This window comes from Streptomyces sp. NPDC087420, from assembly GCF_044744165.1.
In the GTDB taxonomy this organism is placed as follows: domain Bacteria; phylum Actinomycetota; class Actinomycetes; order Streptomycetales; family Streptomycetaceae; genus Streptomyces.
Genome location: NZ_JBIUXU010000019.1, coordinates 58997 through 83995, shown reverse-complemented (window position 1 = coordinate 83995; position 24999 = coordinate 58997). Strand labels below are relative to the sequence as shown.

Sequence of the window (24999 nt, the reverse complement as noted above, 5' to 3'; positions counted from 1 at the left end):
ACACGGCAGGCCGTAAGGAACGGACGAGCCCGGCTCGTTCACGGACCAAAGGGAAGGTTGTGCGTCATGGGCATCATCGCCTGGATCATCATCGGACTGCTCGCTGGCCTCATCGCCAAGGCCCTCGTGCCCGGCAAGGACCCGGGCGGCCTCATCGTCACCATGCTCGTCGGAGTGGTCGGCGGTCTCCTCGGCGGCTGGCTCGGCAAGGTGATATTCGGCGTCGACTCCATCGACGGGTTCTTCGACCTGTCGACGTGGATCGCCGCGATCGTCGGTTCCATCATCGTGCTGCTGATCTATCGCGCCGTCACGGGCCGTACCCGCGCCCACGCCTGACCGCCCACCCGGCACCGCGCACGACCGTCCGCCACGGACGGCCGGGCCGAAGCCGGAGCGCGGAGCCGATGACGCCGCGGTCGCTCCTCCCTTCCGGGAGGAGCGGGCCGCGGCGCGGCTGTGTCCACGCGCGACACGCCGTGGACACCGGCGTCCCCGCCAAGCGACACGCCCGGCGGAACAGCGACACGCCCGGCGGAGTCAGGCCGGCGGCCTGTCCTCCCCCTGGGGAGCGATCACCGTGATACCCGCCCCGGACCCCTCGCCCAGAGCGGCGAGCGCCGCCGGGGCCGCGTCGAGCCCGATGACCTCACTGACCAGGAGATCCGGGCGCAGCCGGCCGGATCTCACCTGAGCCATCATCACCGGGTACGCGTGCGCGGCCATGCCATGGCTGCCGAGAAGGTCCAGTTCGAGCGCGATGACACGGTTCATCGACACGCCGAAGCCGTCCGCCGGCGCCAGTCCGACCTGTACGTGCCGCCCCCGGCGCCGCAGGCACTCCACGGACGCGCGACAGGTCGCCTCCGCGCCGAGGGCGTCGAGCGACACCTGCGCCCCACCGCCCGTCACCTCCCGGACTGCCGCCGCCGTCGCCTCGGCGCCACCCGAGGCGTCCACACACGCCACCGCGCCGAAACGCCCGGCGAGCCGCAGCGCTTCCGGCGACACGTCGACCGCCACGACCCGCGCGCCGGCCGCCGCCGCGATCATGACCGCCGACAGCCCCACCCCGCCGCAGCCGTGCACGGCCACCCACTCGCCGGGCCCCGCGCGCCCGCGCGTGACGACGGCCCGGTAGGCGGTGGCGAAGCGGCAGCCCAGGCTCGCCGCCGTGACGTAGGACATCTCCTCGGGCAGGGCGACCAGGTTGACGTCGGCCTCGTGCACGGGAACGTACTCGGCGAATGATCCCCAGTGCGTGAACCCGGGCTGCTCCTGGCGCTCGCAGATCTGCTGGTCCCCGGCCGCACACGCGGCGCACCGCCCGCAGGCGCAGACGAAGGGCACCGTGACCCGGTCGCCCACCTTCCAGTTCCCGGCCGCCGCATCCAACGCCACGATGCGACCGGCCAGTTCGTGCCCCGGCACATGCGGCAGGGAGATCCCGTCGTCGTGCCCCATCCACCCGTGCCAGTCGCTGCGGCACAGCCCGGTCGCCCCGACCCGGACCACCGCCCCGGAGGGCGGCGGCACCGGGTCGGGGACGTCCCGTACCACCGGCAACCGCCCGAACTCCTCGAACACCACAGCGCGCACGCCACACCCTCCCCTTCGGCCCGTCAAGACACGATCCCTACGGACCGGACCGTACGGAAAAGGCGCCTCAGCCGTCCATGACGTCGACGTAGTGCTCGACGACCAGGGGATCCGACTCCGAGACGTGCGCCATCAGGAAGCCCCGGTACTTCGCGTACCGCTCCGTGTCACCCCGGAAGTTCTCGAGGTGCGCCTCCTTGGACTCCCATTCGTTCACACCGATGAACCGCGACGGGGACTCGACGCCCCACAGCATCTTCGCGCTGAGGCAGCCGGGCGTGGTGATGAGCAGCTCACGCGCCTCCCGATAGGCGGCGGCGAACACTTCGCTGTGGCCGTCCTTGATCTGGATGATGACGATTTCAGTGACCATGTCCGCACATTACCCGCCCCCTCCGACACCGGCCTTGGGGCCTGCCGGGTCAGTCGCGGAGCCGGTCCGCCCGGCGGATCGCCTCGGCCAGACGGCCGACCGACGGGTCCTCCGTCGACTCCGCCAGGGCCCCGGCCCGCTCCGCCAGCGTGTCCAGCGCGGGCGCGCCCGGCACCGTCCCGCCGCGCAGCTCCTCGGCGAAGTAGGCCGCGACCGCGGTGACCTGGAGGCGCGGCTTCGCCTCGCTCCACAGCGCCGTGTCCACCGCGTCGGTCCGCACGGACCCCGACCGTTCGCGCGGGGCCCGCGTCCCGGGGTCGAGCCAGCGCACGGTCGCCTTCGCGATCTCCCCCTCGGCTCCGGGCCGCAGCTGTACGGCGTAGAGCGCCGTGACCGTGTGACCGGGGCCGACCTCCCCGCCGTCCACCCGGTCGTTCCGGAAGTCCTCGTCCGCGACCGCGCGGTTCTCGTACCCGATCAGCCGGAACCGCTCGACCGTCCGCCGGTCGAAGGCCACCTGCGCCTTCGCGTCCCTGGCCCGCAACTCGACCTGAGCGGGCAGCTGGTCGACGAAGACCTTCCTGGCCTCCTCCTTGTCCGAGATGTACGTGGTGGAGCCGTCGCCCTTGTCGGCCAGCCGCTCCATCAGCGCGTCGCCGTACTCGCTGCCGACCCCCACACCGAACAGGGTGATGCCGTGGCGCTCGCGCGCGCTCGCGATGCGTTCGAGGATCGCGTCCGCCTGCGTCTCACCGGTGTTGGCCAGCGCGTCGGAGAGGAGGACGACCCGGTTGGTGGCGCCCTTCCTGCGGCCCTCGACGGCCTCCTCGTACCCGGTCCTGACCCCCGCCTCCAGGTTGGTGGAGTCGGAGGGTTCCAGGTCCGCGACCGTGCGCTGGATCCGCTCGCGGCCGTCCCCGACCCGCGTCATGGTCAGCCGGGTCCTCGCCTCGCCGCTGAAGGTCACCAGGGCGATCGAGTCGTCGTCCCGCAGTTCGTCGGTGAGCAGGGAGAGCGATTCCTTGACCAGGTCGAGACGGCCGGGCTCGGCCATCGACCCGGAGACGTCGACCACGAACGTCAGGGCCGCGGGCGGGCGTTCCCCGCCGTCCTCGGCGAGCCGGGTGGCCAGCCCGACCCGGACGAGGGACCACGGTCCTGCCCCGTCCGGATCGTCCTCCCCGCTCACGCGGGCCCCGTCCAGGGTCACCGAGAAGCCGTTGCCCCCGGGGCGGTCGTAGTCCTGACGGAAGCTGTTGATGAACTCCTCGGGCCGTACGGTGGACGGCTCGGGACGCCGTCCCTCGTCCAGGGACCGCACCGCGTAGCCGTACGAGGCGGTGTCCACGTCCAGCGCGAACGTCGACAGGTAGTCCGGCGGCGCGAACTTCTGCTCGCCCTCGTCCGTCCCCTCCTCGACACCGGTCGCCGGCCCTCCGGACCCGCCGGTTCCGCCCGAACCTCCGGCCCACGCGCGCGGGCCCCCGCCCGAGGAGGCCTTGCCGTCCCCGCTCCCCGTCCCCCCGGAGCAACCGGTGAGCAACAGGGCCCCCGCGATCGCCCCCGCCGCGGCCGATCGGCAGATTCTCGGACTGAGCCTCACCTGATCCCCCCTCAATCGTCGCGCACTTGTGAATGTGACGTACGAGAAGGGTCTGACGAGCCGTCGAAAGCGTTTCGGATCCGTCTCGATGCGGCAACGGCCGGTCCGTGGTTCCCTCGTGCGGCCCCCTACGGCGCGCACACGAGGGCAAAATCCGGGTGATCCGGAACAATCACGTCGCGAAGCACCGGAGAAGCCGCGCAGCACGCGGAACCAGCAGTCGGAACACGATCGAGGAGAGCGGATTGACGGGCGAACCTTCCCAGGAGGCCGTGCCACAGCCGGTCCTCAGCCCCCTGACCACGGCCGCGACCTTCCTGGTCCTGACGGTCGACCCCGGCGGCGAGGCCGTCACGTGTGACCTGCTGGAGGACCTGTCGGGACTGACCCGGGCGGTCGGCTTCGGCGCTCCCGACGGTGTGCTGACCTGTGTGACCGCCTTCGGCTCCCAGGTGTGGGACCGCCTCTTCGACGGTCCCCGCCCGGCCGAGCTGCACCCCTTCATCGACCTGGCGGGCCCCCGGCACCACGCGGTGTCCACGCCGGGAGACCTCCTCTTCCACATCCGCGCCACGCGAGCCGACCTGTGCTTCAGCCTGGCCTCGGAGATCATGGACCGGCTGCGGGGCTCCGTCACCGTCCAGGACGAGGTTCAGGGCTTCAAGTACCTCGACGTACGCGACCTGCTCGGCTTTGTGGACGGTACGGAGAACCCGACGGGGCCGGACGCGCGTACCGCCGTCCTCGTCGGCGGCGAGGACCCCGGCTTCGCCGGCGGCAGCTACGTCATCGTGCAGAAGTACCTGCACGACCTCGACGCCTGGAACGCGCTGCCGGTCGAGCAGCAGGAGAAGATCATAGGGCGCAAGAAGCTGACCAACATCGAGCTGGACGAGGACGCGTCGCACGTCGCGCTGACCACCATCACCGACGTGGACGGCGAGGAACAGGAGATCCTCCGGGACAACATGCCGTTCGGCAGCCCGGGGCGGGGCGAGTTCGGCACGTACTTCATCGGCTACTCCCGCACACCCGGCGTCACCGAGGAGATGCTGCGGAACATGTTCCTCGGCCGTCCGCCGGCGACCCACGACCGCATCCTGGATTTCTCGACGGCCGTCACCGGCACGCTCTTCTTCGCGCCGACGGCCGACTTCCTGGACGATCCCCCGCCCGCGCCGGCGGCCGCCGAGGTCCGCATCGCGCGGCCGCGCGGTGACAACACGGCAGGCGTCGGCGACACGCCGGGCCCGGACGGCGCCCCGGCCCCCGACGGCTCACTCGGCATCGGCGATCTCAAGGCAACGAACAGGAGCAGCACCCCGTGAACAACCTGCACCGCGAACTCGCACCGATCTCCGCCGTCGCCTGGGCCGACCTGGAGGAGGAGGCGCGTCGTACGTTCAAACGCCACATCGCCGGCCGCCGCATCGTCGACATGCCCGAGCCCGGCGGGCTCGAACTCTCCGCCGTCCCCACGGGACACGTGGACCCCATCGATCCACCCGCCCCGGGCGTCCAGGCCCTCTCCCGCCGTTCACAGCCCGTCGTGGAGCTGAGGGTCCCGTTCACCGTCGACCGCCGCCAGGTGGACAACGTCGCACGCGGCGCCAAGGACGCCGACTGGGGGCCCGTCAAGGACGCCGCCCGGCAGCTCGCCTTCGCCGAGGACCGCGCCATCTTCGAGGGCTACCCGGCGGCGGGCATCACCGGGGTCCGCGCCAGCTCCTCGAACCCGGCACTGACCCTGCCCCCGGACGTGCGCGCCTATCCGAACACCGTCAGCCAGGCCATCACCGCGCTGCGGCTGGCGGGTGTCGACGGCGCCTACCACCTGGCCCTGAGCGCCGACGCGTACACGGCCGTGAACGAGACCTCCGACCACGGCTACCCGATCCACGAACACCTGGCGCGGCTGCTGGACGGCGACATCATCTGGGCGCCCGCCATCGACGGAGCGTTCCTGCTCTCCAGCCGGGGCGGCGACTTCGAACTGCGCATCGGCCAGGACGTGTCCATCGGCTACCTGTCGCACGACAGCAACGACGTCCGGCTGTACTTCCAGGAGACACTCACCTTCCTGGTCCACACGACCGAGGCGATCGTCGCGCTGGCGGCGCAGCCGCCCACCGCCTGAGCGGGGGAGGGCCGGGCTCCGTCACTTCTCCGGAACCTTGAGCGCGTCCCAGGTCTCCTTGCCCGGGGGCCAGGTGACGGCGGAGCCCGTCCATCCCTTCCCGTGATCCGCCGAGTACTTCCGCTGCCATGCCTCGTACGACGCGATGTCACCCGACCCGAGGGTGTCCTTGCCCGTCGAGGAGCGGTACCTGTCGCATCCGACCGCCACCAGGCGGTCGTGCATCCGGGCCACGATCGCGCTCCTGCGGCCCGCGGTGAACCACGCCGCTCCCGGGAAGGGTTCGTACGTCTTCCCCGCACCGCCCCGCGCGTCGCCCTCGCCGCCCCCGTCGTCCTGGGGGAAGCGCGGCCAACTGCCCGGATCCTGGTGGGTGTTCTCCGGGACCTGCGCGTGCGCGTACCACCCGGCCCTGGAGCGCCAGACCTCTTCGTCGCGGTGCGAGCTGAAATCCGTGGGCCGTCCCAGGGGCCAGACGTCGGGGACACCCCAGGACTTCACCCAGGCGTGCAGGGCGTCCCAGCCCTCGCACGGGGTGTCCTGGAGCGACTCGTACGCCTTCCCGCCCACGACACACCACGGGAAGAAGAGCGCCTCGATCTGGAGGACGACGGAGCCCGCGCGGTTGGTCCGGGTGCCCCCGGCCTCGTCCGCGAGCGATTTGGAGCGTGAGGTCGCGGGCACGAACTGGCAGATCTTCCCGTCGAAGGGGTCCCACAGCACGTGCGGGGCGACGCCCTTGCCTCCTCCGGTGAAGTAGGTTCTCAGCCGGTCGTACGGCACGAGCGCCTGCGGCTTCGCCTCGGTGGCGTTCTTGTCCCAGGTGATGTGGGCGACGGCCTTCGCCGGCCCACCGTCCGTGGGGGCGTGGTCCCTGATGTCTAGTCTCTCGGCGCCGGGCATCCAGAGGTCGGCCATGACGACTCCTCAGGTACGGGATCGGAGGACGGGCCTGCGATTCCATTGAAGCCGAAGAAGCGCCCGAGTTGGCCGGATTTCACCCGATCGAGTGGGGCCGTCGGGCAGGGCGTACGGCCGCCGGAGAGGGCCTGCGGGGGAGCCCCGGCCCAGGTGGGGGAGCCTGGCCGGGGCGGGATCCCTGGCCGATACGGGGGTATGCCGGCCAGGGTGGTCTCACCGCAGGGGGCGGAGGGGCGGTCACCGGGGGCGCGGGACCACTTCCCCTCCGTACCCACATACCGAAGAACGAGTGGCCAACTCCCCGTGTTCCGCTTGACGTTCCGGAACATCTGTGAGCTGCGCCACCCGGCCGCGGGCCCGCCTCCGGGTCGCCGCCGCACAGGCCCTATGACGCCGGCGGTGCCTCCGCGCGGGCGGGGCGGCCGAAACGTACGGGGACGCCCGGCGAGTACAGCACACTCGCCGGAGCCCCCGGCGGCGCGGGCAGCCCACCGGCCGCCAGCAGGTCCTCCCCGCATGCGAGCAGCTCAGCGCGGTGCAGCGGCCAGCGCGGGTGGGTGTTCGGCAGAAACATCGGACGGCCGAGGACGGTGCTGTGCATGCCCCAGCGCGCGGTCAGGAAGTGCTCCAGGGCACTGGGCTCCGCGATCGGTTCCCCGACGCGCAGACCGATCCCGCTGTACGCGCCCCGGGGCCCCGGCCAGCGCCGCCTGCTCGTGTACGTGAGCGTGTCGCCGTCCCGGGCGAAACTCATCCGGGCCCACACGTACGGCAGGTTGAAGGCGGCCCGTCCCACCAGCACGGGGAGGAGCCGGGAGGCGTCCAAGGAACGGAACACGACACCGCGCCGGCCCCGCTCGTCCACCGAGTAGAGACGGACGTTGGTCTCGGGGAAGGTTCCCAGGTACGGCAGGCCGGGCAGCCGGAACCACCCGATGCGGTGCATCCGGAAGGCCACCAGCCCCGCGTAGGCCCGGCCCTCGAAGAGGTCGGGGACCGTGCCGGACGGCAGCAGCGGCGCCACGTCGGCCGGGTCCACCTCCCAGTGGAGGAAGGCGAGATCGAGCCACGACTGGGTGAGCAGCGGGTTCGGCTCGGCCCGCGGCGGGTCGGGCGTCACCGGCTCCGGAGGAACGGCGGGGGTCGGCATCCCGCCAGCATCGCAGAGGGGACGGTCCGATCACCCGCGGAGGCACGGTCGCGGCGGGCCCGGTCGTGGAGAGCGCCCGGCCCGGTCAGAAGACGCTCACGCCGTAGACGCCGAGCGGTTCGAGGATCGGCTGGTAGTACGTCACCCCGCCCGTCGTGCAGTTGCCGCTGCCGCCCGAGATCAGGCCGATGGCGGTGCTGCCCTGGAAGACCGAGCCGCCGCTGTCGCCGGGCGCGGCGCAGATGTTGGTCCGGCCCAGACCGGAGACGATCCCGCCGGACCCGTAGTTGACGGTCGCGTTGAGCCCGGTGACCGTACCGCAGTGCACGCCGGAGGTGGCGCCGCTGAAGCAGACGGGCTGTCCGGCGACGGCGCTGCCCGCGCCGGTGATGTCCTGGTAGGTGCCGTTGTGCAGATAGACCCTGCCGTCCGCGGCGGCCGGGTTGGAGTGCCGGATCAGGCCGTAGTCGTTGCCCGGGAAACTGGTACCGGCGCGGGTGCCGATGCTCCACGTGGTGCCGGCGTTTGTGCAGTGACCGGCGGTGAGCGCGTACTTCACCCCCGTACTGCTCTGCACGTTGAAGCCGAGCGAGCAGAGGGAACCGCTGGTGGTGATGGCCTCGCCGCCCGCGATGAGCGGGGTGAACCGGCCCGGCGTACGGGTGATCTCCAGCGCGCCCGCCGGGACCTTGACGGCCCTCCTGAGCTTCGTGACCCCGGCCGCGTCCACCGTGCTGTCCACCGTGACGACGACCTTCCCGGCCCCGGCGTCGGCGTGCCACGCCGAACCGGCGACGTCGGCGGTCCGCAGGGAGGCGTCGGCGGCCGCGAACTCGGAGGCGGTCAGGGTCCCGTGGGCCGCCGACGTTTCTTGGGCCGTCGCGGGAGTGGCGAAGGCGGTGGCGGCCAGCAGACCGGACGCGACAGCGATCACGCGGATGCGCCGGGCGATTTTGCTGTTCACAACGTCCTCCGATGATGGGGGGCCAGGGACACGATGGTCCCGGCTGCGCATTTTCCCGGCAAGACACGGAATGAGCCGCGTGGGCGGATCACGCCCCTCCCTGCGGACCGGCCCGGCCAGGACCTGGGACATCGTCATGGAGGGGGAGGGGCGCCCACGCTGTTCGACGGACAGGACGCTACCGCATCGGAGGACCGGTCCCGGGGTCCGCGCGGCGCGTTGGCGCGCCTCGGAGGACCGGTTCCGCCCGGGCCCGTGCCCGGCGCCGCGTCCCGGCCCGCGGGACCGGCGCCGGGCGAGCCGTCAGGCCCGGGGCCGGCTGCCGTTGATGGCGACGCGCCGGCCGTAGCGCGAGTGCGGGAAGTAGTCCCACGTCGCGTGGTGCTGGACACACCGGTTGTCCCAGAACACCAGGGTGTTGGGCTCCCACCGCACCCGGACGTGCAGCATGGGCGTGGTCGCGATGTGCGCGTACAGCATCTCCAGCACCGCCTTGCTCTCGGCGCGCGAGAGCTGCGGGATGTGCGAGGTGTAGGCGCCGTTGACGAACAGCAGTTTCCGCCCGGTCTCGGGGTGGCGGGGGATCACCGGGTGTTCCGACTTGGCCACGACGTATCCGGGCGGCGGGGTGTGCCCCTGCCACGCGATCAGCCCGTCGTGTACGGCGGTCAGGTCGTCCAGGAGTGTCCGTATCGCCGGGGAGAGGCTCTCGTAGGCCAGGTGCATGTTGGCGAAGAGGGTGTCACCGCCGCTGCCCGGCTCCGGGGTGCGGGTGACGTGGAGCATCGAGCCGAGCGACGGTTCGGCGTCGGCGGTGCCGTCGGCGTGCCAGCCCGCCCCGGCGACGGCCCGTGAGTCCTTGGTCGCCACGACCTCCAGGATGTACGGGTCGCCTTCCTCGGGCGCGGGTTCCACGGGGTGCAGATCGCCGAAGTGCCCGGCGAAGCGCTTGTGGTCCTCGCCGGACAGCGTCTGGTCGCGGAACACCAGCACGTGATGGGCGAGGAACGCGCGCTTCACCTCCGTCACCTGATCGTCCGTCAACTCCTTGGAGAGATCGAGGCCGGACACCTCGGCGCCGGTCAGCGGCGTCAGCGGGGAGACGGCGATGGTGTCGTACACCTCCGGCGGCCTGGTGGTGATGCGCTCGATCGCGTCCAGCGCGAACTGTTCCATGACGTCCTCCTGAGTGCTGCGTGGATGAAGGTGCGGTGAGGGCTGTCGACCGGGTGCGAAGCCGCCGCCCCGACCCGACCGGCGCGGGGATCACCGAGCGGGAGGAACCGGGCTCCGGTGGTAGTAGTCCAGTACGGCGTCATCACGCCGGAACTCCTCTCGCGTGGCGGATCGGCCGGGGACGGGCGGAGAGGGAGCGGGTGGGGAGGGGACGGCGGTGGTACGGGGCTCCGGCCGCCACCCGGTCGGCACGCCGAGCCCGGCGAAGAAGTGCCGCATCACCAGGGCCACACCCTCCGGGGTGACCGAGCGCAGGTCCGGCCCGAAGGACGTCCCGCCGAAGGGAAAGCCGGTGACGATCTCGTACGACGGGAAGTAGTCGACGTGGTCGAGTTCCTGGGCGAGCTGCCCCGCGACCGCGCGCAGCACGGACTTGGAGTAGGTGCTCGCGGTGAGGGCGTGACCACCCGTCGCGGTGGCGGTGAGCGGCACGGGCGAGACGGTGAGCAGCACGCGCAGCCCCGGGTTGACGCGCCGGGCGAGCGCGACGGCGGCGGAGAGGTCGCGGTGCACCTCGCTGAACGTGAAGTTGTGGAACACGTGCCGGCCGGCGTCGAACGTGCCGCGTACGGTTCCGGGACACACCGCGTACGTGAGGCCGGTCGCGCGGTCCAGCCACGCCTCGGTCAGGCCCAGGGTGAAGATCAGGCAGCTCGCCCGGGTCACCCCGTCACGTATCGCGGCCAGGGTCGTGCGGCGCGCGTCCCGTACCGCGTCCGGCGTGGCGTATCCGTCGGGCTCGACGGCGGGACGGAACGGATCGTGATGGCGGCCGTCCTCGCTCCAGACCTCGCCGGGTCCCGTGCGCTCCTCCGGAGGCACTTCGCCGGCGAAGGCCCAGGTCAGCCACTGCCGCAGGGCGGCGGCTGTGTAGATGTCGCCGGTGCGGAACGAGAACCGGCCGTAGTGCCGTGCCCGGCTCTCCGCCTCGGTGAGACCGGGCGGCGCGGGCTCCGCGTCGTACCAACGCATGCCCTCCGCCAGCAGGGCGGGCCCGAGGTGCCCGGCGAAACAGGAGCCGGCGGTGAGCACCGGGTCGTCCTGCCCGAGGGTGAACGCCGGCGTCCACAGGCCGGCGACGTGCCTCAGGTCGGCCTCGGCGACGGCGGAGCGCCAGAACGAGCGCGCCGGCAGTGACTCGTAGGGATGCACGAAGGTCTCTTCCTCGGACGAGGGCAGGTCGGGGCGGGGGTGCGGCGGAGTGCGGGTCAGCGGTGGCCGGGGGCGGGGGGCAGGGACGCCGCGTTGACGGCCTCGGCCACGTGCTTCACGTGGGGCGGTTTGACGAGGTCGTAGTGCGTGGTCGCCACACACTCCCAGCGCGAGGGTTCCGGCAGGTACGCCTGCCACGCACGGGCCTGGCTCTCCGGGCGTTCCGGCGAGGGCAGCCCGGGCACCGATCCGCTCGCCAGCCACAGGACGCTGGGCGTGCGGGTCAGCCGTGGCGGTTCGTGGTCCCGCAGGGTGGCGAGGTTGGCCCGGCAGCAGTGCGCGAGCCGCTCGGCGTACGCTTCGGCCTCCGTGCTCGCCGTACTCCGCCCGCCGTCCTCGCCCGCGCCGGCGCTGTCCCCGGCGCTGTTCCCGCCGTCGGCCCCGCCCGCCGGTCCCCGGCCGTCGGCCTGTGCCAGCTCGTGGGCGAACACCGCGCGGATCTCCTCCTCGTCGTAGGCGCCGAGGGCCGGTCCCGCGCCGGGAGGGGGCGGGTCGAGGAGGTACAGCTCGTCCGCGGGCAGGCCCGCGGTCTCCGCCTCGGCCGCCATCGACAGGGCCACCCACGCGCCGAACGACCAGCCCGCCAGCCGCCACCGCCACTCCCCGTGGGGGAAGCGGGCCTCCAGGGCGGCGTGGTAGCGGGCGGCCCGTTCGGTGACGGACCAGGCCGGCGGCTCGGGGTGGAGGAGGGCGGGGTCGGCGATGAGACAGACGGTCAGCTGCGGTTCGAGCGCCGAGACCAGCGCGCGGTACGCCTGGATGTCACCGCCGACCGGATGGATCAGGCAGAGCAGGTCGCGACCCGACCCCGCCTGCCAGACCTCGACGGTCACCGGATCGCCAGGAGAGGGATCGGTGTCCGGGGAGCGGTCGAGCAGCGCCAGTACGTCGTTCAGGCTGACCTGGTGGCTGAGCTGGAACAGCTCCAGTTCCACGTCGTACAGGCGCTTGACCTGGGATATCAGGTCCAACAGGGTGAGAGAGTCCGCACCCAGGTCGTAGAGCGACACGGTGGGGTCGAGCGAGTCGAGACCCAGCAGGCGGCAGACGACGCCGGTCAGCTGCTCGACGGCGGGGGCGGTTTCCCGCGCGGTCGCGGTCGCCGTAGAGGCTGCCGCCGATGCCCCGGACGCCTCGGCGGCCCCGAATGGCCCGGGCTCGTAGAAGGCGTGAGCCTGGTCGACGGCCGTGGTGGACACCATGAGCTGCGGCAGCTGGAGTTCCAGCGCCTGCCCGAAGACCCGCCGGCCCTCCTCCACCGTCAGCCCGACCGCGACGTGCGCCTGGTGGCGGGCGTCCGCGTGCAGGGTGTCCCGGGCCATGCCCACCTCCCGCCACACGTCCCAGCCGATGCCGATACGGCGCGTGGTCTCCGTCTCGCCCGCGCGGTGGCGGGCGAAGCCGTCCAGCACCCCGTTGGCCGCCGCGTAGTCGAGCTGGCCGACGCCACCGAACAGCGTGGCCATCGAGGAGCAGTAGGCCGCGTAGTCGGGTTGATGGTCGGCGATCAGCCGCTCCATGAGCAGCGCGCCGTGCAGCTTGGCCGCCATGGCGTGCCGCATCGCCCGCGCGTCGCGGCGGACGATCAGGCCGCCGGCCCCCGTGCCCGCCGCGTGGACGATGCCTCGCAGCCGGGGGAGGTGGGGCGCGAGCCGGGCCAGGAGTACGTCGGACGGCTCCTCGGCGAGGTCTCCCCCGACCAGGTCGACCCGGTCGGCCCACCGCGCCAGCGTCTCCGGGAGTCGCGGCCGACGCGCCAACAGGACCACCCGGCAGTCGGTCCGCTCCAGCAGCCAGGCCGCGACGGTGGCCCCGATACCGCCGGTGCCGCCCAGGATCAGCTGCACACCGGGTGCTTCCGCGGCACCCGGCCCGGCGGACAGCAGGCCGCCGGACGGGGAGGCGTACGCGGCCGGGGCACTGACGGGCTGTACGGTCTGATGCCACCAGTACCCGTCCCGGAGCGCCAGCCGCCGGGGCAGGACGGCCGAGGTGCCGGCCTCCGCCAGGATCATCGGCAGCACCGAGGCCCAGCCTGCCGGATCGGACCCGGGCAGGTCGAGCCAGTGGGCGGTCACGCCGGTCTCCTGGCGCACCACCTCACCCGCACCGGCCAGCAGGCCCAACTCGGGCCGTCCGACGGGTCCTTCGACCGGCTGGGCGCCGTACGAGACCCACCAGACGCGCACGTCCGGGGACGCGGGCGCCTCGGCCAGGGCGCGCAGCAGCGCGGCGGAGGTGTCCAGGCACGCCCAGCGGGCGCGGGCGAGTGTCTGCTCGCCCACCGCTCCCCCGACGGCCAGCGGCAGCGCGTGCAACCAGTCGACACCACCCCGGGCCACCGGGCCCAGTGCGTCGAGCAACTGCCGTAGCGAGGAGGGGTCGGCGGGGTCGACCTCGTAACGGTCCTCCGCGAGCCGGGCGAAGGTGTCGGCGGCGCTCACGCGGATCACCCGGGCATGGCCCGGCTCGAAGGCCCGCCATGTCTCCGGCTCCGACGGTGTGGCGGTCAGGACCACCAGTACCCGCCCGGAGGCGGTACGGGCCCCGGCCCCGGCGCGGCGCAGCCGTACCCAGCCCGGCTGGTGCAGCCAGTCACCCTCGGGCAGCCGCCGTGGTGTGGTGCCGTCGGACGGCGTCCCGGTGGTGCCGGGCGTGGCGCGGGCGAAGGTGTACTCGGACAGGTCGAAGGCGGGCGGCGGGAAGTCCCACGGTGCCTGGGCCGGCCCGTCGGGCCACCGGACCGACCGGCCCGCCGTCCAGGCGGCGGCCAGGGACCCGGCGGTGTGCTCCCCCGCGCTCAGCGCCCCGGCGGCGGGATCCGCACCCGCACCACCCGCCAGGTCCGGCGCGGCGAAAGCGGCGGTGTCGCCGAGCCCGGCCAACTCCTCGTCACCGGCGGCGACTTCGCGCAACCACGCCACCGCCGCCCCCGCGTCCGCGCACACCGCGGCCGCACGACGGCGCAGTGCCGGCCGACCCGCCTGGAGATGGCGCAGCACCCGCTCGTACGTGCCGGGCTGTGCGGCCAGATGGTCCGCGATCCGGGCGGCGTCGGCGCGCAGGGCGGCCGTACTGCCGCTGGACAGAACCAGACACGGTACGGTCGCCGGCCACGCGACCGCCTCCGTGTCCGCCACCTCCCTCTGCTCCAGGATCAGATGGGCGTTGGTACCACCGATGCCGAAGCTGCTCACCGCGGCCACGCGCGGACGTCCCCCCGGCCACGGCAGGGCCTCCGTCGGGATGTGGAACGGCGCGAGGTCTTCGCCGATCCTCGGATTGATCCGGTGGAAGTCGACGTTGGGCGGGATCAGCCCGTGATGGACGGCCAGCGTGGCCCGTACGAGCCCGACCACCCCGGCGGCGGCGCCGAGATGGCCGATCTGGCTCTTGACCGACGCGAGGGCGCACCGGTCCGGCTCGGCCAGGTCGAACGCCTGGCGCAGCGCGCCGACCTCGACCGGATCGCCCAGCGGGGTGCCGGTGCCGTGTGCCTCGACGTACCCCAGATCGGCGCTGGTGTGACCACTGCGCCGCAGCGCGGAACGGATCACCTCGCGCTGGCCGGCGAGTGAGGGCGCGGCGTAACCGAGCTTGCCCGCGCCGTCGTTGTTGAGGGCCGAACCGGTGATGACCGCGTACACGGTGTCGCCGTCGCGCTCCGCGAGCCGGAGCGGTTTGAGGACCACCACGCCGGCCCCGCTCGCGCCGATCGTGCCGCTCGCGTCGTCGCTGAACGGACGGCAGTGCCCGTCCTTGGAGAAGATGTGCTGCGGCCGGTAGCGGTAGCCATTGCTCAGCTGGGTGTCGACCAGGACCCCGCCGGCCAGCATCACCTCCGCGTCACCCTGGCGCAGCAGGCCCGCGGCGACGTGGACGCCGACCAGTGAACTGGCGCAGGCCGCCTGCACGGTGAAGGCCGGTCCGGTGAGTCCCAGGTGGTAAGCGGCCTTGGTGGCGAGGAAGTCCTTCTCGTGGTGGAGAGCCAGTTGGAAACCGTCCGGCAGGTGCTCCGGGTCGCCTTCGCGCAGCATGGCCTGGAAATAGGTGTCCTCGCCGCAACTGGCGATCAGCCCGACGCGCCGCGCCGCCGGGTCGGTAATGCCCGCGTGCGCCAGCGCCTCCACACAGCTCATCAGCAGATGCCGCTGCTGCGGATCCATCAGCCGGGCCTCCTGCCGGCTGATGCCGAAGCGCCCGGGATCGAAGGCCAGGGGCCCGTCCATCAGGCTGCGGGCGCCCACCAGCCCGTCCGCCGCGTCGAAGTGCTCGATGCCCCGCCCACCGGCCTCGACCATGGCCCAGAAGGCCGCGAGATCGTCGGCGCCGGGAAGCCGTACCGCCATCCCCACCACGGCGATCGGCTCGTCGGACGCGACAGCCGCCTCCCCGTGAGTCACCGCGTCCGCCGGGGACGACCCGCCGTCCACGAAGCCGGCCAGCGCCCGGATCGTGACGTGCTCGAACAGGTCGGGGATGGTGAACCGCAGACCTTCCCCGGCGGTGCAGCGCAGATGGAAGCGCATCAGGTCGAGGCTGGTGGCACCGGCGTCGAAGAAGCGCTGTTCGGGCGCGATCGGCCTGCCGGTCACCGCCTCGAAGAGGTCGGTCAACTGGGCTTCGCGCGAGGAGAGTGCGGGAGCGGTGGAGCGCAGCGCCCGCAGATCTTCGCCGTCGGCGGTCAGGGCCGCCCGGCGGTCGAGCTTGCCGCTGGGGGTACGGGGAAGAGTCCGCACGCGTCGGAAGCGCGCGATCCGTACATATGCGGGCAGCAGGGACGCCAGATGGCCGGCCAGTTCGTCCGGCGACGGCGCCGTGTCGCGGCACTGCAAGCAGGCCACCAGGTCGTCGCCGTCGCGGACGACCACCGCGTTGACGAGGGCCGGGTGCTGGAGCAGGGCGGCCTCGACCTGTCCCAACTCCAGCCGGTGACCGCTGAGTTTGATCTGCTGGTCGTGCCGGCCCAGGTAGTGCAGGACTCCGTCCCGGTCAAAGCTCGCCCGGTCGCCGGTGCGGTAGAAGAGACCGAGGCCGGGCAGTTCGGTGAAGCGCGTACGGTTCAGCTCCTCGTCGCCCAGGTAGCAGGGCGCGGCCATCGGGCCACCGATCAGCAGGTGGCCGGGGCAGCCGGGCGGTACGGCCTCACCGGCGTCGTCGACCACCCGCAGCCACGCGTCCGCCACCGGACGGCCGATGGCCGGGCGGGTGGGCCAGTCGGCCGGATCGCCCTCCAGGCAGAGGCTGCTGACCACATGGGTCTCGGTCGGGCCGTAGTGGTTGAACAGCCGGGCGCCCGGCAGTCCGGCGAACCACCGGCGGATGGCGTCGGTGCACACCAACTGCTCCCCGGCGGTGATCACTTCACGCAGCCGGGAGGGGAAGCGGCCGAGATGGGCGCCGTGTTCGGCGAGGAGCTGGAGAGCCACGTACGGCATGAAGACGCGCTCGGCGCCGGTGGATTCGAGCTGATCCAGCAGCGCGGGGATGTCGTGCCGCCACTCCGGCCGCACCAGATGCAGTTGTCCGCCGCCGCACAGGGTGGTGAAGATCTCCTGGAACGACACGTCGAAGGACAGCGTCGAGAACTGCTGCGTGACCGCCGGCGCCCCCAGGCCGCCGCTGTCGCTCTGCCATTGCAGCAGGTTGCACAGGGTGCGGTCGGGTACCTGCACGCCCTTCGGCGTACCGGTGGAGCCGGAGGTGAACAGGGTGTAGAGCGGCCGCAGCCCCTCGTGGGGCGTCCAGGGGGACGCGGGCGCCGGTGCGGTGGCCAGGGTGACCGGATGGCGTACCAGGCCGGCGGGGGCGACGGCGTCCAACTCCCTCTCCCCGCCGGGGGGTAGCAGGACGCACAGCGGGTCCACCTGGTCGAGGATCTGCCGCAGCAGCGCCGGTGGATAAGCCGGGTCCAGCGGCACGATGGTGACGTTCAGACGTGCCAGCGCCAGGAGCGCCACGACGTGTTCGGCCGAGGGCCCGAGATGCAGCGCGACACAGCGCGGGCGGGTGTTGTCCGGCGACAGCGCGTACCGGTCCCGCACCTCCGTGGCCAACGCCGAGGCGTGCGCGTCGAGTTCGGCGTAACTCAGCGTGCGGCCACCGGTCGTCACCGCCGGGGCGGCGGGTGTCCGGCGGACCTGGCGGGCGAATCCCTCGGCCACGGTGGTGAAGGCGAGTGGCGCCGACGGGCCCTTGCCCGCGTCCGCCAGACCGCGCCGGTACGGGGCCACCAGCGCGCCGAGGGTGCCCGTACCTCCCTCGTCGAGCCGGTCCAGACCGTCACGGAACAGGCGGGCCACGGCCTCGGCCTCGGCCGGTTCGAAGTGGTCGTCCGCGTACTCCCACAGGCAGTCGAAGCCGGCCTCGTGCTCCACGACGGACAGCGTCAGCGGGCACTTGGCCTCGACGGGCCGGGGCCATACGGGACGGATCGCGCGGCCCGGCAGAGTGAGCGCGCCGAACTCGGTGTTCTCCAGTACGAACATGAAGTCGAACGGAGGCCCCTCGGCGCGGAATGGGTGGTCGGCCAGGGCGTCGGCGAGCACCACGTCCTGCCGCTCGAGCACCGCCTGCGCTGCCGCGCCCTGCCGGAGCAGTTGGGCCCGCAGTTCCTCGTGCGGGGCCAGGGCGACCGGGAGCAGCACGGTGTTGGCGAACATGCCGACCCCGGCCTCGAACTCCCGCACCGGCCGGTTGGCCACCGGGCTCGCGATCAGGGGGTGGGCGCGGCCGGTCACGCCGTACAGACTCCAGGCGAACACCCCCAGCAGGAGCTGGAACCGGGTGAGGCCCAGCTCCGCGCCCAGCCGGTCGAGCGAGGAGCGGCGGACCAGGTCGAGGGACGTGTGCAGCAGCCGCCCCGTCGGGCGGTCGCCGTCGCGGATCGGCCGCAGGGGCGCCGCCACGTCCTCCACCGTCTCGTAGTGGGCGCGCAGGGCCGCGCGCTGGTCGCGGTAGGGCTGCCGGGTGAACCACTCCGCCTGCCAGGCGGCGAAGTCCAGGGGGGTGGGCACCGAAGCGTCGTCATGCGGCGTTTCGCGGTCCCCGGCGTCCGCGCCGGGCAGTACGGCGGCGTAGTCGGCCGACAGCTCGCGGAAGAGGACGTTCAACGACCAGCCGTCGACCGCGATGTGGTGCAGGTGCAGCAGCAGTACGTCGCTGTCCGGCAGCCACCGGGCCCGCAGCATGCGCGGCTCGGCCAGATCGAAGGGCTCGGCGAAGAAGCGGTGGGCGGGGACGCGCCAGCCGTCCCCGTCGGGCTCGGACGCGGGTGGTTCCGCGCCCGCCGACGAGTCCGTGTCCACGGACACGCGGGAGTCCGCGCGCACCCCCGGGTCCGCCACCCACGGGTCGTACGCCTCCGCCACCTCCTGGTACAGCCCCTCAGGCGTGGCACGGAACCCCGTCCGCAGAGCGGGATGCCGGGCCACCGACCGCCGCAGCGCCTCGCGCAGCGCCGCGAGGTCGGGTGCGCGGTCGAGCTGGAAGGCCAGCGGAACGCCGTACGCGCGGGACTCCGGGTCACGCTGCTGGAGCAGCCACAACCGCTGCTGCTCCGACGTGGCCGGGGCGGAGCGCGCGCCGGCCGGGGCAGGCACCGGCGGATGCGGCGCCGCCTCGGCAGCCGGGCCCGGCGCGATCGCCGCCGCCAGCTCCGCGAACGTCGCCCTGAGCACCAAGGACGCCGGCAGCTCCCGGCCCCAGAGGCGGCGGACCTCGAAGCGCAGCCGCAGGGCCTTGAGCGAGTCGCCCCCGTGGGGTATCCACCGGTCGTCGGGGCGCAGATCCGGCACGCCCAGGATCCGGCCCGCGAGGTCGAGGACCTCCCGCTCCCCGGCGGTCGCCGGAGTACCGGTGGTGGCGTCGGGCCGCCACGGTTCGTCGTCGCGCGCCAGCAACGCCCCTTGATCCACCTTGCCGTTGGCGTTCAGTGGCAGCGTCTCGACCCGGTGGATCCGGTGGGGCCGCATGTACGGCGGGAGGCCTGCCGACAGATGCCGGTCGAAGTCCTCGTACGACAACTCGGCCCCGAACACCACATGGGCGAGCAGCTCGTTCGTCCCCAGTTCCGGGTCGCGGCGGGTGCAGACGTAGGCCTGCCGCACCGCCGGATGGGCCACGATGTGCCGTTCCAGCTCGCCCGGCTCGATCCGGAAGCCCCGTACCTTCACCTGCCGGTCGGCGCGACCGACGTACACAACGAGCCCCGCGCCGTCGCGCCGTACGAGGTCGCCGGTGCGGTAGTGGCGGACGTGTCCGCCGTCGAGCCAGGGGAGGCGGACGAAGCGGCGTTCGGTCTCGTCCGGCAGGTTGCGGTATCCGGCAGCCAGACCGTCCCCGGACAGGTGGAGCTCGGCCACCTCACCCGGGGCGGCGGGCCGCGACCCGTCGGCCACCAGCACCGCCCCGGTGTCCGGCAGGGGCCGCCCGATCGGCACGACATCTCCGTCGAAGTCGCGCGGGACGGGGTGGCAGAGGGCGAACGTGGTGGTCTCGGTGGGCCCGTAGACGTTGTGAAGCCGCGTCGAGGACGACGTGTTGTGCCGGTACCAGCGGGTGATCAGCCGGGCGTTGAGCTGCTCACCGCCCACCAGCACCTGCCGGGCCCCGGCGAAGCACGCGGGCTCCTCGCCGACCACGGCGTTGAACAGGGCCACCGTCACCCACACGGTGTCGACGCGCTCGCGCAGCAGCGCCCCGGCCAGCAGACGCGGGGTCTGTACGGTCTCGTCGTCGAGGATCACGCAGCAGCCGCCGGTCAGCAGCGGCACCCACACCTCAAAACTCAGCGCGTCGAAAGCGGGGTTGGACAGGCAGGAGTAGCGCGCCCCCTCGTCCAGGGCGAGGTAGCCAGGACGTGCCAGCCGCAGGATGCCGGCGTCCCGCACCTCGACGCCCTTGGGCCGGCCCGTCGTTCCCGACGTGTAGAAGAGGAACGAGACCGGTGCGCCGGCCGGGAGCGCGGGCTCCTCACCGGTGACCGGGCGCTCCCGCAGCAGCTCGCCCGCCGCCAACGGCACGACGTCCGGGGGAAGTTCGGCGGGAGCGCTCCCGCCATGCACCAGCACGGTGCTCGCCGAGTCCTCCAGGATGTGCCGCCGCCGCTCGGGCGGGCTCTGGACGTCGAGCGGCACCACCACCGCGCCCACCCGCAGGATGCCGAGCATGACGCACACCAGCTGCCAGGAGCGCGGCAGGCACACCGCCACCGCCTGCCGGGGCCGTACACCCCGGTCACGCAGGGCCGCGGCGACGGCCGCGCTCGCCGTGTCGAGGGCCGCGTAGTCGAGCACCCGGTCCCCGTCCACGACGGCGGTCGCCGCCGGGGTGCGGCGCGCCCGCGCGAGGACGGACCGGGCGAGGCCCTGGGGCACGGCGCCGGCCGGGAGCTGTTCGGCGGTGTCGGTGAGGTGGTCCATGTGGTCCATCACGCCTCCCGTGCCGGGCGGACCAGAGAGGGCCCGCCCGGTCGCCCGGCAGGCGGTGGGGGCGCCGCGAAGCGGGCCAGTTCGTCCTCGATCACGTCGGCCACCCGCAGCACTTCGGCGCTCTCCAGCATCTCCCAGTGGTCACAGTCGACCGGCTCGACGTGGAAGCCGCCGAGCGCCCGGTGCTCCCAGAACGCGCGCACGGCGTCCGTGAGCGGCGTGTGGTGGCCGCCCTCGACGGCCTGCACCAGGACGAGCCTGGCCCCGGACGGCGCCGGGACGTGCGTGCGGGCGGTCATCCGGTTGTGGTTGTAGACATGGAAGTACTGCTCGATCTGCTCGTCGTCGATTCCCGGGTACATGCCGTTGAACTTGACGAGTTTGTCGCGGAATTCATCGATCTCCACCGGCGCCAGCGCGGCCCGGTCGGCGGGATCGTCGGTGGCCTGGGTGTCGAGCAGGACCACACTCACGTCCCTCTTGCCCGAAGCGGCCAGGCGGCGCGCCATCTCGTGGGCGACCAGACCGCCGTACGACAGCCCGCTGAGGACGAGCGGACCGTCGAGCAGCGGCTCGACGAGCGCCAGATACGCCTCGGCCATGGCCTCGACCGTCGGGAGGAACGTCTCGCCGGGGTTCACCCCGGGCGACTGGATGCCGTAGACGCCGTAGCTGTCCGGCAGGGCCTTGGCGAGCGACAGGTAGCAGAAGGCGGTGCCGCCGGCGGGATGGACACACACCACCCGGCGGCGTCCGTCACCCTCCCGGAACGCGATGAGATTGCTCGGCGGCCGTCCTGATGCCCCTTGCCGCAGCCGGCCGCCCAGCGCCTCGACGGTCGGGTGGAGCATGATGTCGCGGATCGGCAGCATCTCGCCGAAGGACTCACGGATCGCATGCGCCAGCTTGATGGCCGACAGCGAGGTGCCGCCGATGTCGAAGAAGCTGTCGTGGACGCCGATGTCGGCGTGCAGCAGGATGTCCTGCCATATCTGATAGAGCGTCAGCTCGATGTGGTCGCGGGGACTGGCCTGGTTGACCTGTACGGGGGCGTCGGTCCGCGCCAGCCGCAGTAGCGCCTCCCGGTCGAGCTTGCCGTTCCGGCTCAGCGGCAGGGAGGGGAGTTCGGCGAAGAGCGCGGGGACCATGTAGTCGGGCAGCCGCTCCGACAGGGCGGCACGCCACTCGTGCGGCCGGCGCGCCGCCGTGTCCCCCCGTCCGATGCCGGCCACCAGCCTCAGCTCGCCGGTGGCGTCCCGGTCGGCGAGCACGGCGGCCTCCCGCACCCCGGGCAGCGCCAGCAACGCCGCCTCGATCTCGGCCGGTTCGATCCGGAAGCCCCGCAGCTTGATCTGGTCGTCGCCGCGCCCCACGTACTCCGCGTTGCCGTCGGGCAGCCTGCGGGCCAGGTCGCCGGTACGGTACATGCGCGCGCCGGGCACGAACGGATCGGCCACGAACCGCTCCGCGGTCAGGCCGGGCCGGTTCAGGTACCCCCGGGCCAGACTCGCGCCGCTCAGGTACACCTCACCGGTCACCCCGGCGGGCACCGGCCTGAGCCGCTCGTCCAGCAGGTGGAGGCGGGTGTTGCCCACCGGCCGGCCGATCGGGCACTGCCGCCCCGACGGCCCCGGGTCGAGGTACGCGGTGCTGTACAGCGTCGTCTCGGTCGGCCCGTACCCGTAACAGATCCGCAGCCCGGGCAGCGCCTCCCGCATCCGGTGCAGTGCCGCCTCCGGGAGGGACTCCACTCCCGTGAGCAACTGCCGCAGGCGCAGGCCCTCCAGGCGGGTGCCGGGGGACTCGTCGATCCATCTGACGTACGACGGCGGGAGGAACGCCTGGACGATCCGGTGCTCACGCAGCCAGCCCATCAGCGCCTCCGGGTCGCCCCGCAGGTCGTCGGGGACCACGTGCAGGACGGCCCCGGTGGTGAGCGGCAGGAGGATCTCGTGCACGGACGCGTCAAACCCGGTGCTGGACCAGGCCGAGGCCGCCTCGCCCGGTGTATCGCCCATCCGCGCGTGCCAGTTGTCGAAGAGATTGATGACACTGGCGTGCGTCACCGCCACCCCCTTGGGCCGGCCCGTCGACCCCGACGTATAGATGACATAGGCGAGTTGGGAGGACGACACCCCGATGCCCGGCGCGTCGTCCCGCTGCCCCTCGGCCTCGACCGACGCCAGCGCGTGCCAGCCCTCGGGAGGGGTGTCCGCATCGCTCAGTACGAGGGCGGGTACGGCGTCCTCCACCATCGCGGCCAACCGCTCGGCGGGCTGGCCGGGGTCGAGCGGCAGATAGGCGGCGCCCGCCTTGAGGATGCCGAGGACACCCACCACCAGCTCCACCGACCGTCCCGCGTGCAGGCCGACCACCTGGTCCCGGCGGACACCGCGGCCGATCAGCGCGTGCGCCAGCCGGTTCACGCGCCGCTCCAGGGTGGCGTAGTCGAGCCGTTCCCCGGCGCGGACCAGTGCCGGCCCGGCGGGACGGACCCGTACCTGCTCCTCGAACCGCTCGACCAACCCGCCGCGCGAGGACGGCGGCAGAGCCTCCGGACCCTCGGTGGCGTCCCAGTCCGCCAGGAGCCGGCGGCGCTCGTCCGCGTCGACGAGCCCCAGGTCCGCGACCTCGCGGTCGGGATGCCCGGCCATCTCGGTCAACACCTGCCGCAGGTGGCCCGCGTACCGCTCCGCCGTCGCACGGTCGAACAGGGCGGAGGCGTAGTCGAGATAGCCGATCACCCGGCCGTCCGTCTCGGCCAGCGACAGCGAGAGGTCGAACTTGGCCGCCGCGTGCGGGATGCCGACCGGATCGACCTCGATGTCCGGCAGCTCCAGCAGGCCCTTCCGCGAGGGCTGCCAGGCGAACATGGTCTGGAAGAGCGGGGTGTGGGCGACGCTGCGCGGCGGATTGACCAGCTCCACCACCCGGTCGAACGACACGTCCTGGTGGTCCAGGGCTCCCCGTACGACACCGCGCACGCGCCGCAGCATGTCCGCGGCCGTCGGTGAACCGGACAGATCGACGCGCAGGGGAAGGGAGTTGACGAAGAAGCCGATGATGCCTCCGACATCGCCGCGCCGGCGGTTGGCCGTCGGCGTCCCCACGACCAGGTCGGTCTGCCCGGTCAGCCGGGACAGCACAACCGACCAGCCCGTCAGCACGGCGACGAACAGCGTGCCGCCGTTGCGCCGCGCGAGGCCCCGGAGGGCGGTGGTCAGCTCCTCGTCCAGGGCGACCCGTACCCGGCCACCGCGATAGTCCTGCTCGGCGGGGCGGGGCCGGTCGGTGGGGAGGGTCAGCAGGGGCGGGGCCCCCGCCAGGTGCTCCTTCCAGTACGCGGCGTGCGAGGCCGGTTCCCCGCCCGACGCCGCTGCCTCCGCCTCCGCCTCCGCGCGCTGGCGGCGCGCGTAGTCGGCGTACTGCGCGGCCGGGGGAGGCGACGGATCGTCCGCACCGCGGACGAAGGCCGCGTACACCGGCCCGAGTTCACGGAGCATGATGTCCATCGACTGTCCGTCGAAGACCGTGTGATGCATCGTCAGCAGGAGGACGTGCTCGCGCGCCCCCAGCACAACCAGCCGCCCCCGCACCAGTGGCCCCCGGCTCAGGTCGAACGGGGTGGCGGCCTCCTCCCCCTGGAGGGCGGCCACCCGTTCCTCCGCGTCGGCGCACCCCGTCAGGTCGTCCACCACCAGGGTGTAACCGGTGTCCGGCGGATCGATCCGCTGGAACACCTCCCCCTCCACGGCGACCAGCCGGGTGCGCAACGCCTCGTGCCGGGACACCAGCGCGTCGAGCGCCCGGCCGAGCACCGCCCGGTCCAGCGGGCCCCGCAGCCGGTACGCCATCGCCTCGTTGTACGCCTGGCTCGCGCCCCGCATCTGGGAGAGGAACCACAGCCGCTGCTGGGCGAGGGACGTGACAGCGGTCACGGCGGAGTCGGTGATCACGGCGGAGCTGTTCGCCGGCTTCGACCGCTGGGGGAGGGAGACATGGGGGGATTCTGTCGCCGACAAAGCTGGCTCTTTCCCGTCTGGGGGAGTGGGGTACGTACGAGAGAGTCAGAGGTACGAGAGAGTCAGAGGAACGCGCGCCTCACGATGACCGGCCCGGCCGCGGGGCGGGCGACGACATCGTTGCCATCGCGTAAAGGATCACGTGCGTTCTCCATGGGACGACCTTCTTCCCGCTTCCTGAAGAGTCGTACGAAAGACGGACGCAAGGCGGACACGGGCCGTGGGGAGGCCGCGTCCGCCCTCCGGTGGCCCGGGGGCACCGTGATGATCGATCAGCTGTTGAGGACCTGTCAATGGTGCCCGGGGGGAGGCTGGTTCGGCGGCAAAGAATGAGCAATGCATGGGCTTCCC

Annotated in this window: 13 protein-coding genes; 3 read left to right on the top strand and 10 right to left on the bottom strand. The window is 72.8% G+C overall.

Annotated features, from left to right (window positions below):
- Positions 1 to 66: 66 nt before the first annotated feature.
- Positions 67 to 339 (top strand): GlsB/YeaQ/YmgE family stress response membrane protein, encoded by a 273-nt coding sequence (locus tag ACIO1C_RS32900; RefSeq protein WP_161308442.1) that lies wholly within the window; start codon positions 67 to 69, stop codon positions 337 to 339.
- A 201-nt stretch (positions 340 to 540) separates the two neighbouring features.
- Here the strand turns inward: ACIO1C_RS32900 and ACIO1C_RS32895 are convergent, their stop codons facing one another.
- The 3 genes from ACIO1C_RS32895 to ACIO1C_RS32885 all read right to left on the bottom strand — a co-directional run bounded on the left by ACIO1C_RS32895 (position 541) and on the right by ACIO1C_RS32885 (position 3575).
- Positions 541 to 1599 (bottom strand): alcohol dehydrogenase catalytic domain-containing protein, encoded by a 1059-nt coding sequence (locus ACIO1C_RS32895; protein ID WP_401870627.1) that lies wholly within the window; start codon positions 1597 to 1599, stop codon positions 541 to 543.
- Positions 1600 to 1666: 67 nt separating this feature from the next.
- Entirely contained in the window at positions 1667 to 1972 is a 306-nt protein-coding gene (locus ACIO1C_RS32890; protein ID WP_401870624.1) for an antibiotic biosynthesis monooxygenase family protein, read from the bottom strand.
- A gap of 49 nt (positions 1973 to 2021) precedes the next feature.
- A complete protein-coding gene (locus ACIO1C_RS32885; RefSeq protein WP_401870621.1) occupies positions 2022 to 3575 on the bottom strand; it encodes a von Willebrand factor type A domain-containing protein in 1554 nt (517 codons plus the stop codon).
- A gap of 245 nt (positions 3576 to 3820) precedes the next feature.
- Between ACIO1C_RS32885 and ACIO1C_RS32880 the strand changes: the two genes are divergently transcribed.
- Together ACIO1C_RS32880 and ACIO1C_RS32875 are read left to right on the top strand one after the other, a co-directional pair.
- A complete protein-coding gene (locus tag ACIO1C_RS32880) occupies positions 3821 to 4903 on the top strand; it encodes a Dyp-type peroxidase (RefSeq protein ID WP_401870619.1) in 1083 nt (360 codons plus the stop codon).
- Positions 4900 to 5712: a family 1 encapsulin nanocompartment shell protein gene (locus ACIO1C_RS32875; RefSeq protein WP_401870616.1), complete on the top strand. Its 813-nt coding sequence runs from the start codon at positions 4900 to 4902 to the stop codon at positions 5710 to 5712. The genes ACIO1C_RS32880 and ACIO1C_RS32875 overlap by 4 nt, the downstream gene beginning before the upstream one ends.
- 21 nt (positions 5713 to 5733) lie before the next feature.
- On the opposite strand, the gene ACIO1C_RS32870 is transcribed toward ACIO1C_RS32875, so the two are convergent.
- The 7 genes from ACIO1C_RS32870 to ACIO1C_RS32840 form a co-directional block, all read right to left on the bottom strand.
- On the bottom strand, positions 5734 to 6630 hold the full coding sequence (locus tag ACIO1C_RS32870; RefSeq protein ID WP_401870614.1) for a peptidoglycan-binding protein: 897 nt from the start codon (positions 6628 to 6630) through the stop codon (positions 5734 to 5736).
- A gap of 388 nt (positions 6631 to 7018) precedes the next feature.
- Positions 7019 to 7783, bottom strand: a complete 765-nt coding sequence (locus tag ACIO1C_RS32865) for a YqjF family protein (protein WP_401870611.1) — start codon at positions 7781 to 7783, stop codon at positions 7019 to 7021.
- Positions 7784 to 7868: 85 nt separating this feature from the next.
- On the bottom strand, positions 7869 to 8747 hold the full coding sequence (locus tag ACIO1C_RS32860) for a S1 family peptidase (protein WP_401870608.1): 879 nt from the start codon (positions 8745 to 8747) through the stop codon (positions 7869 to 7871).
- Positions 8748 to 9050: 303 nt separating this feature from the next.
- On the bottom strand, positions 9051 to 9923 hold the full coding sequence (locus ACIO1C_RS32855; protein WP_401870605.1) for a TauD/TfdA dioxygenase family protein: 873 nt from the start codon (positions 9921 to 9923) through the stop codon (positions 9051 to 9053).
- 90 nt (positions 9924 to 10013) lie between these two features.
- Entirely contained in the window at positions 10014 to 11135 is a 1122-nt protein-coding gene (locus tag ACIO1C_RS32850; RefSeq protein ID WP_401870603.1) for a GSCFA domain-containing protein, read from the bottom strand.
- Between the two features lie 56 nt (positions 11136 to 11191).
- Positions 11192 to 20617 carry an amino acid adenylation domain-containing protein gene (locus ACIO1C_RS32845; RefSeq protein ID WP_401870737.1) on the bottom strand — a complete coding sequence of 3142 codons (9426 nt, stop codon included), beginning with the start codon at positions 20615 to 20617 and terminating at the stop codon, positions 11192 to 11194.
- Between the two features lie 8 nt (positions 20618 to 20625).
- A complete protein-coding gene (locus ACIO1C_RS32840) occupies positions 20626 to 24648 on the bottom strand; it encodes an amino acid adenylation domain-containing protein (RefSeq protein ID WP_401870600.1) in 4023 nt (1340 codons plus the stop codon).
- Positions 24649 to 24999 lie beyond the last annotated feature (351 nt).

What these genes read in the sequence shown, in the direction of transcription:
- ACIO1C_RS32870 (WP_401870614.1), bottom strand. Translation starts at nt 6,630, where the DNA reads ATGGCCGACCTCTGGATGCCCGGCGCCGAGAGACTAGACATCAGGGAC.
- ACIO1C_RS32845 (WP_401870737.1), bottom strand. Translation starts at nt 20,617, where the DNA reads ATGGACCACCTCACCGACACCGCCGAACAGCTCCCGGCCGGCGCCGTG.
- ACIO1C_RS32855 (WP_401870605.1), bottom strand. Translation starts at nt 9,923, where the DNA reads ATGGAACAGTTCGCGCTGGACGCGATCGAGCGCATCACCACCAGGCCG.
- ACIO1C_RS32865 (WP_401870611.1), bottom strand. Translation starts at nt 7,783, where the DNA reads ATGCCGACCCCCGCCGTTCCTCCGGAGCCGGTGACGCCCGACCCGCCG.
- ACIO1C_RS32890 (WP_401870624.1), bottom strand. Translation starts at nt 1,972, where the DNA reads ATGGTCACTGAAATCGTCATCATCCAGATCAAGGACGGCCACAGCGAA.
- ACIO1C_RS32900 (WP_161308442.1), top strand. Translation starts at nt 67, where the DNA reads ATGGGCATCATCGCCTGGATCATCATCGGACTGCTCGCTGGCCTCATC.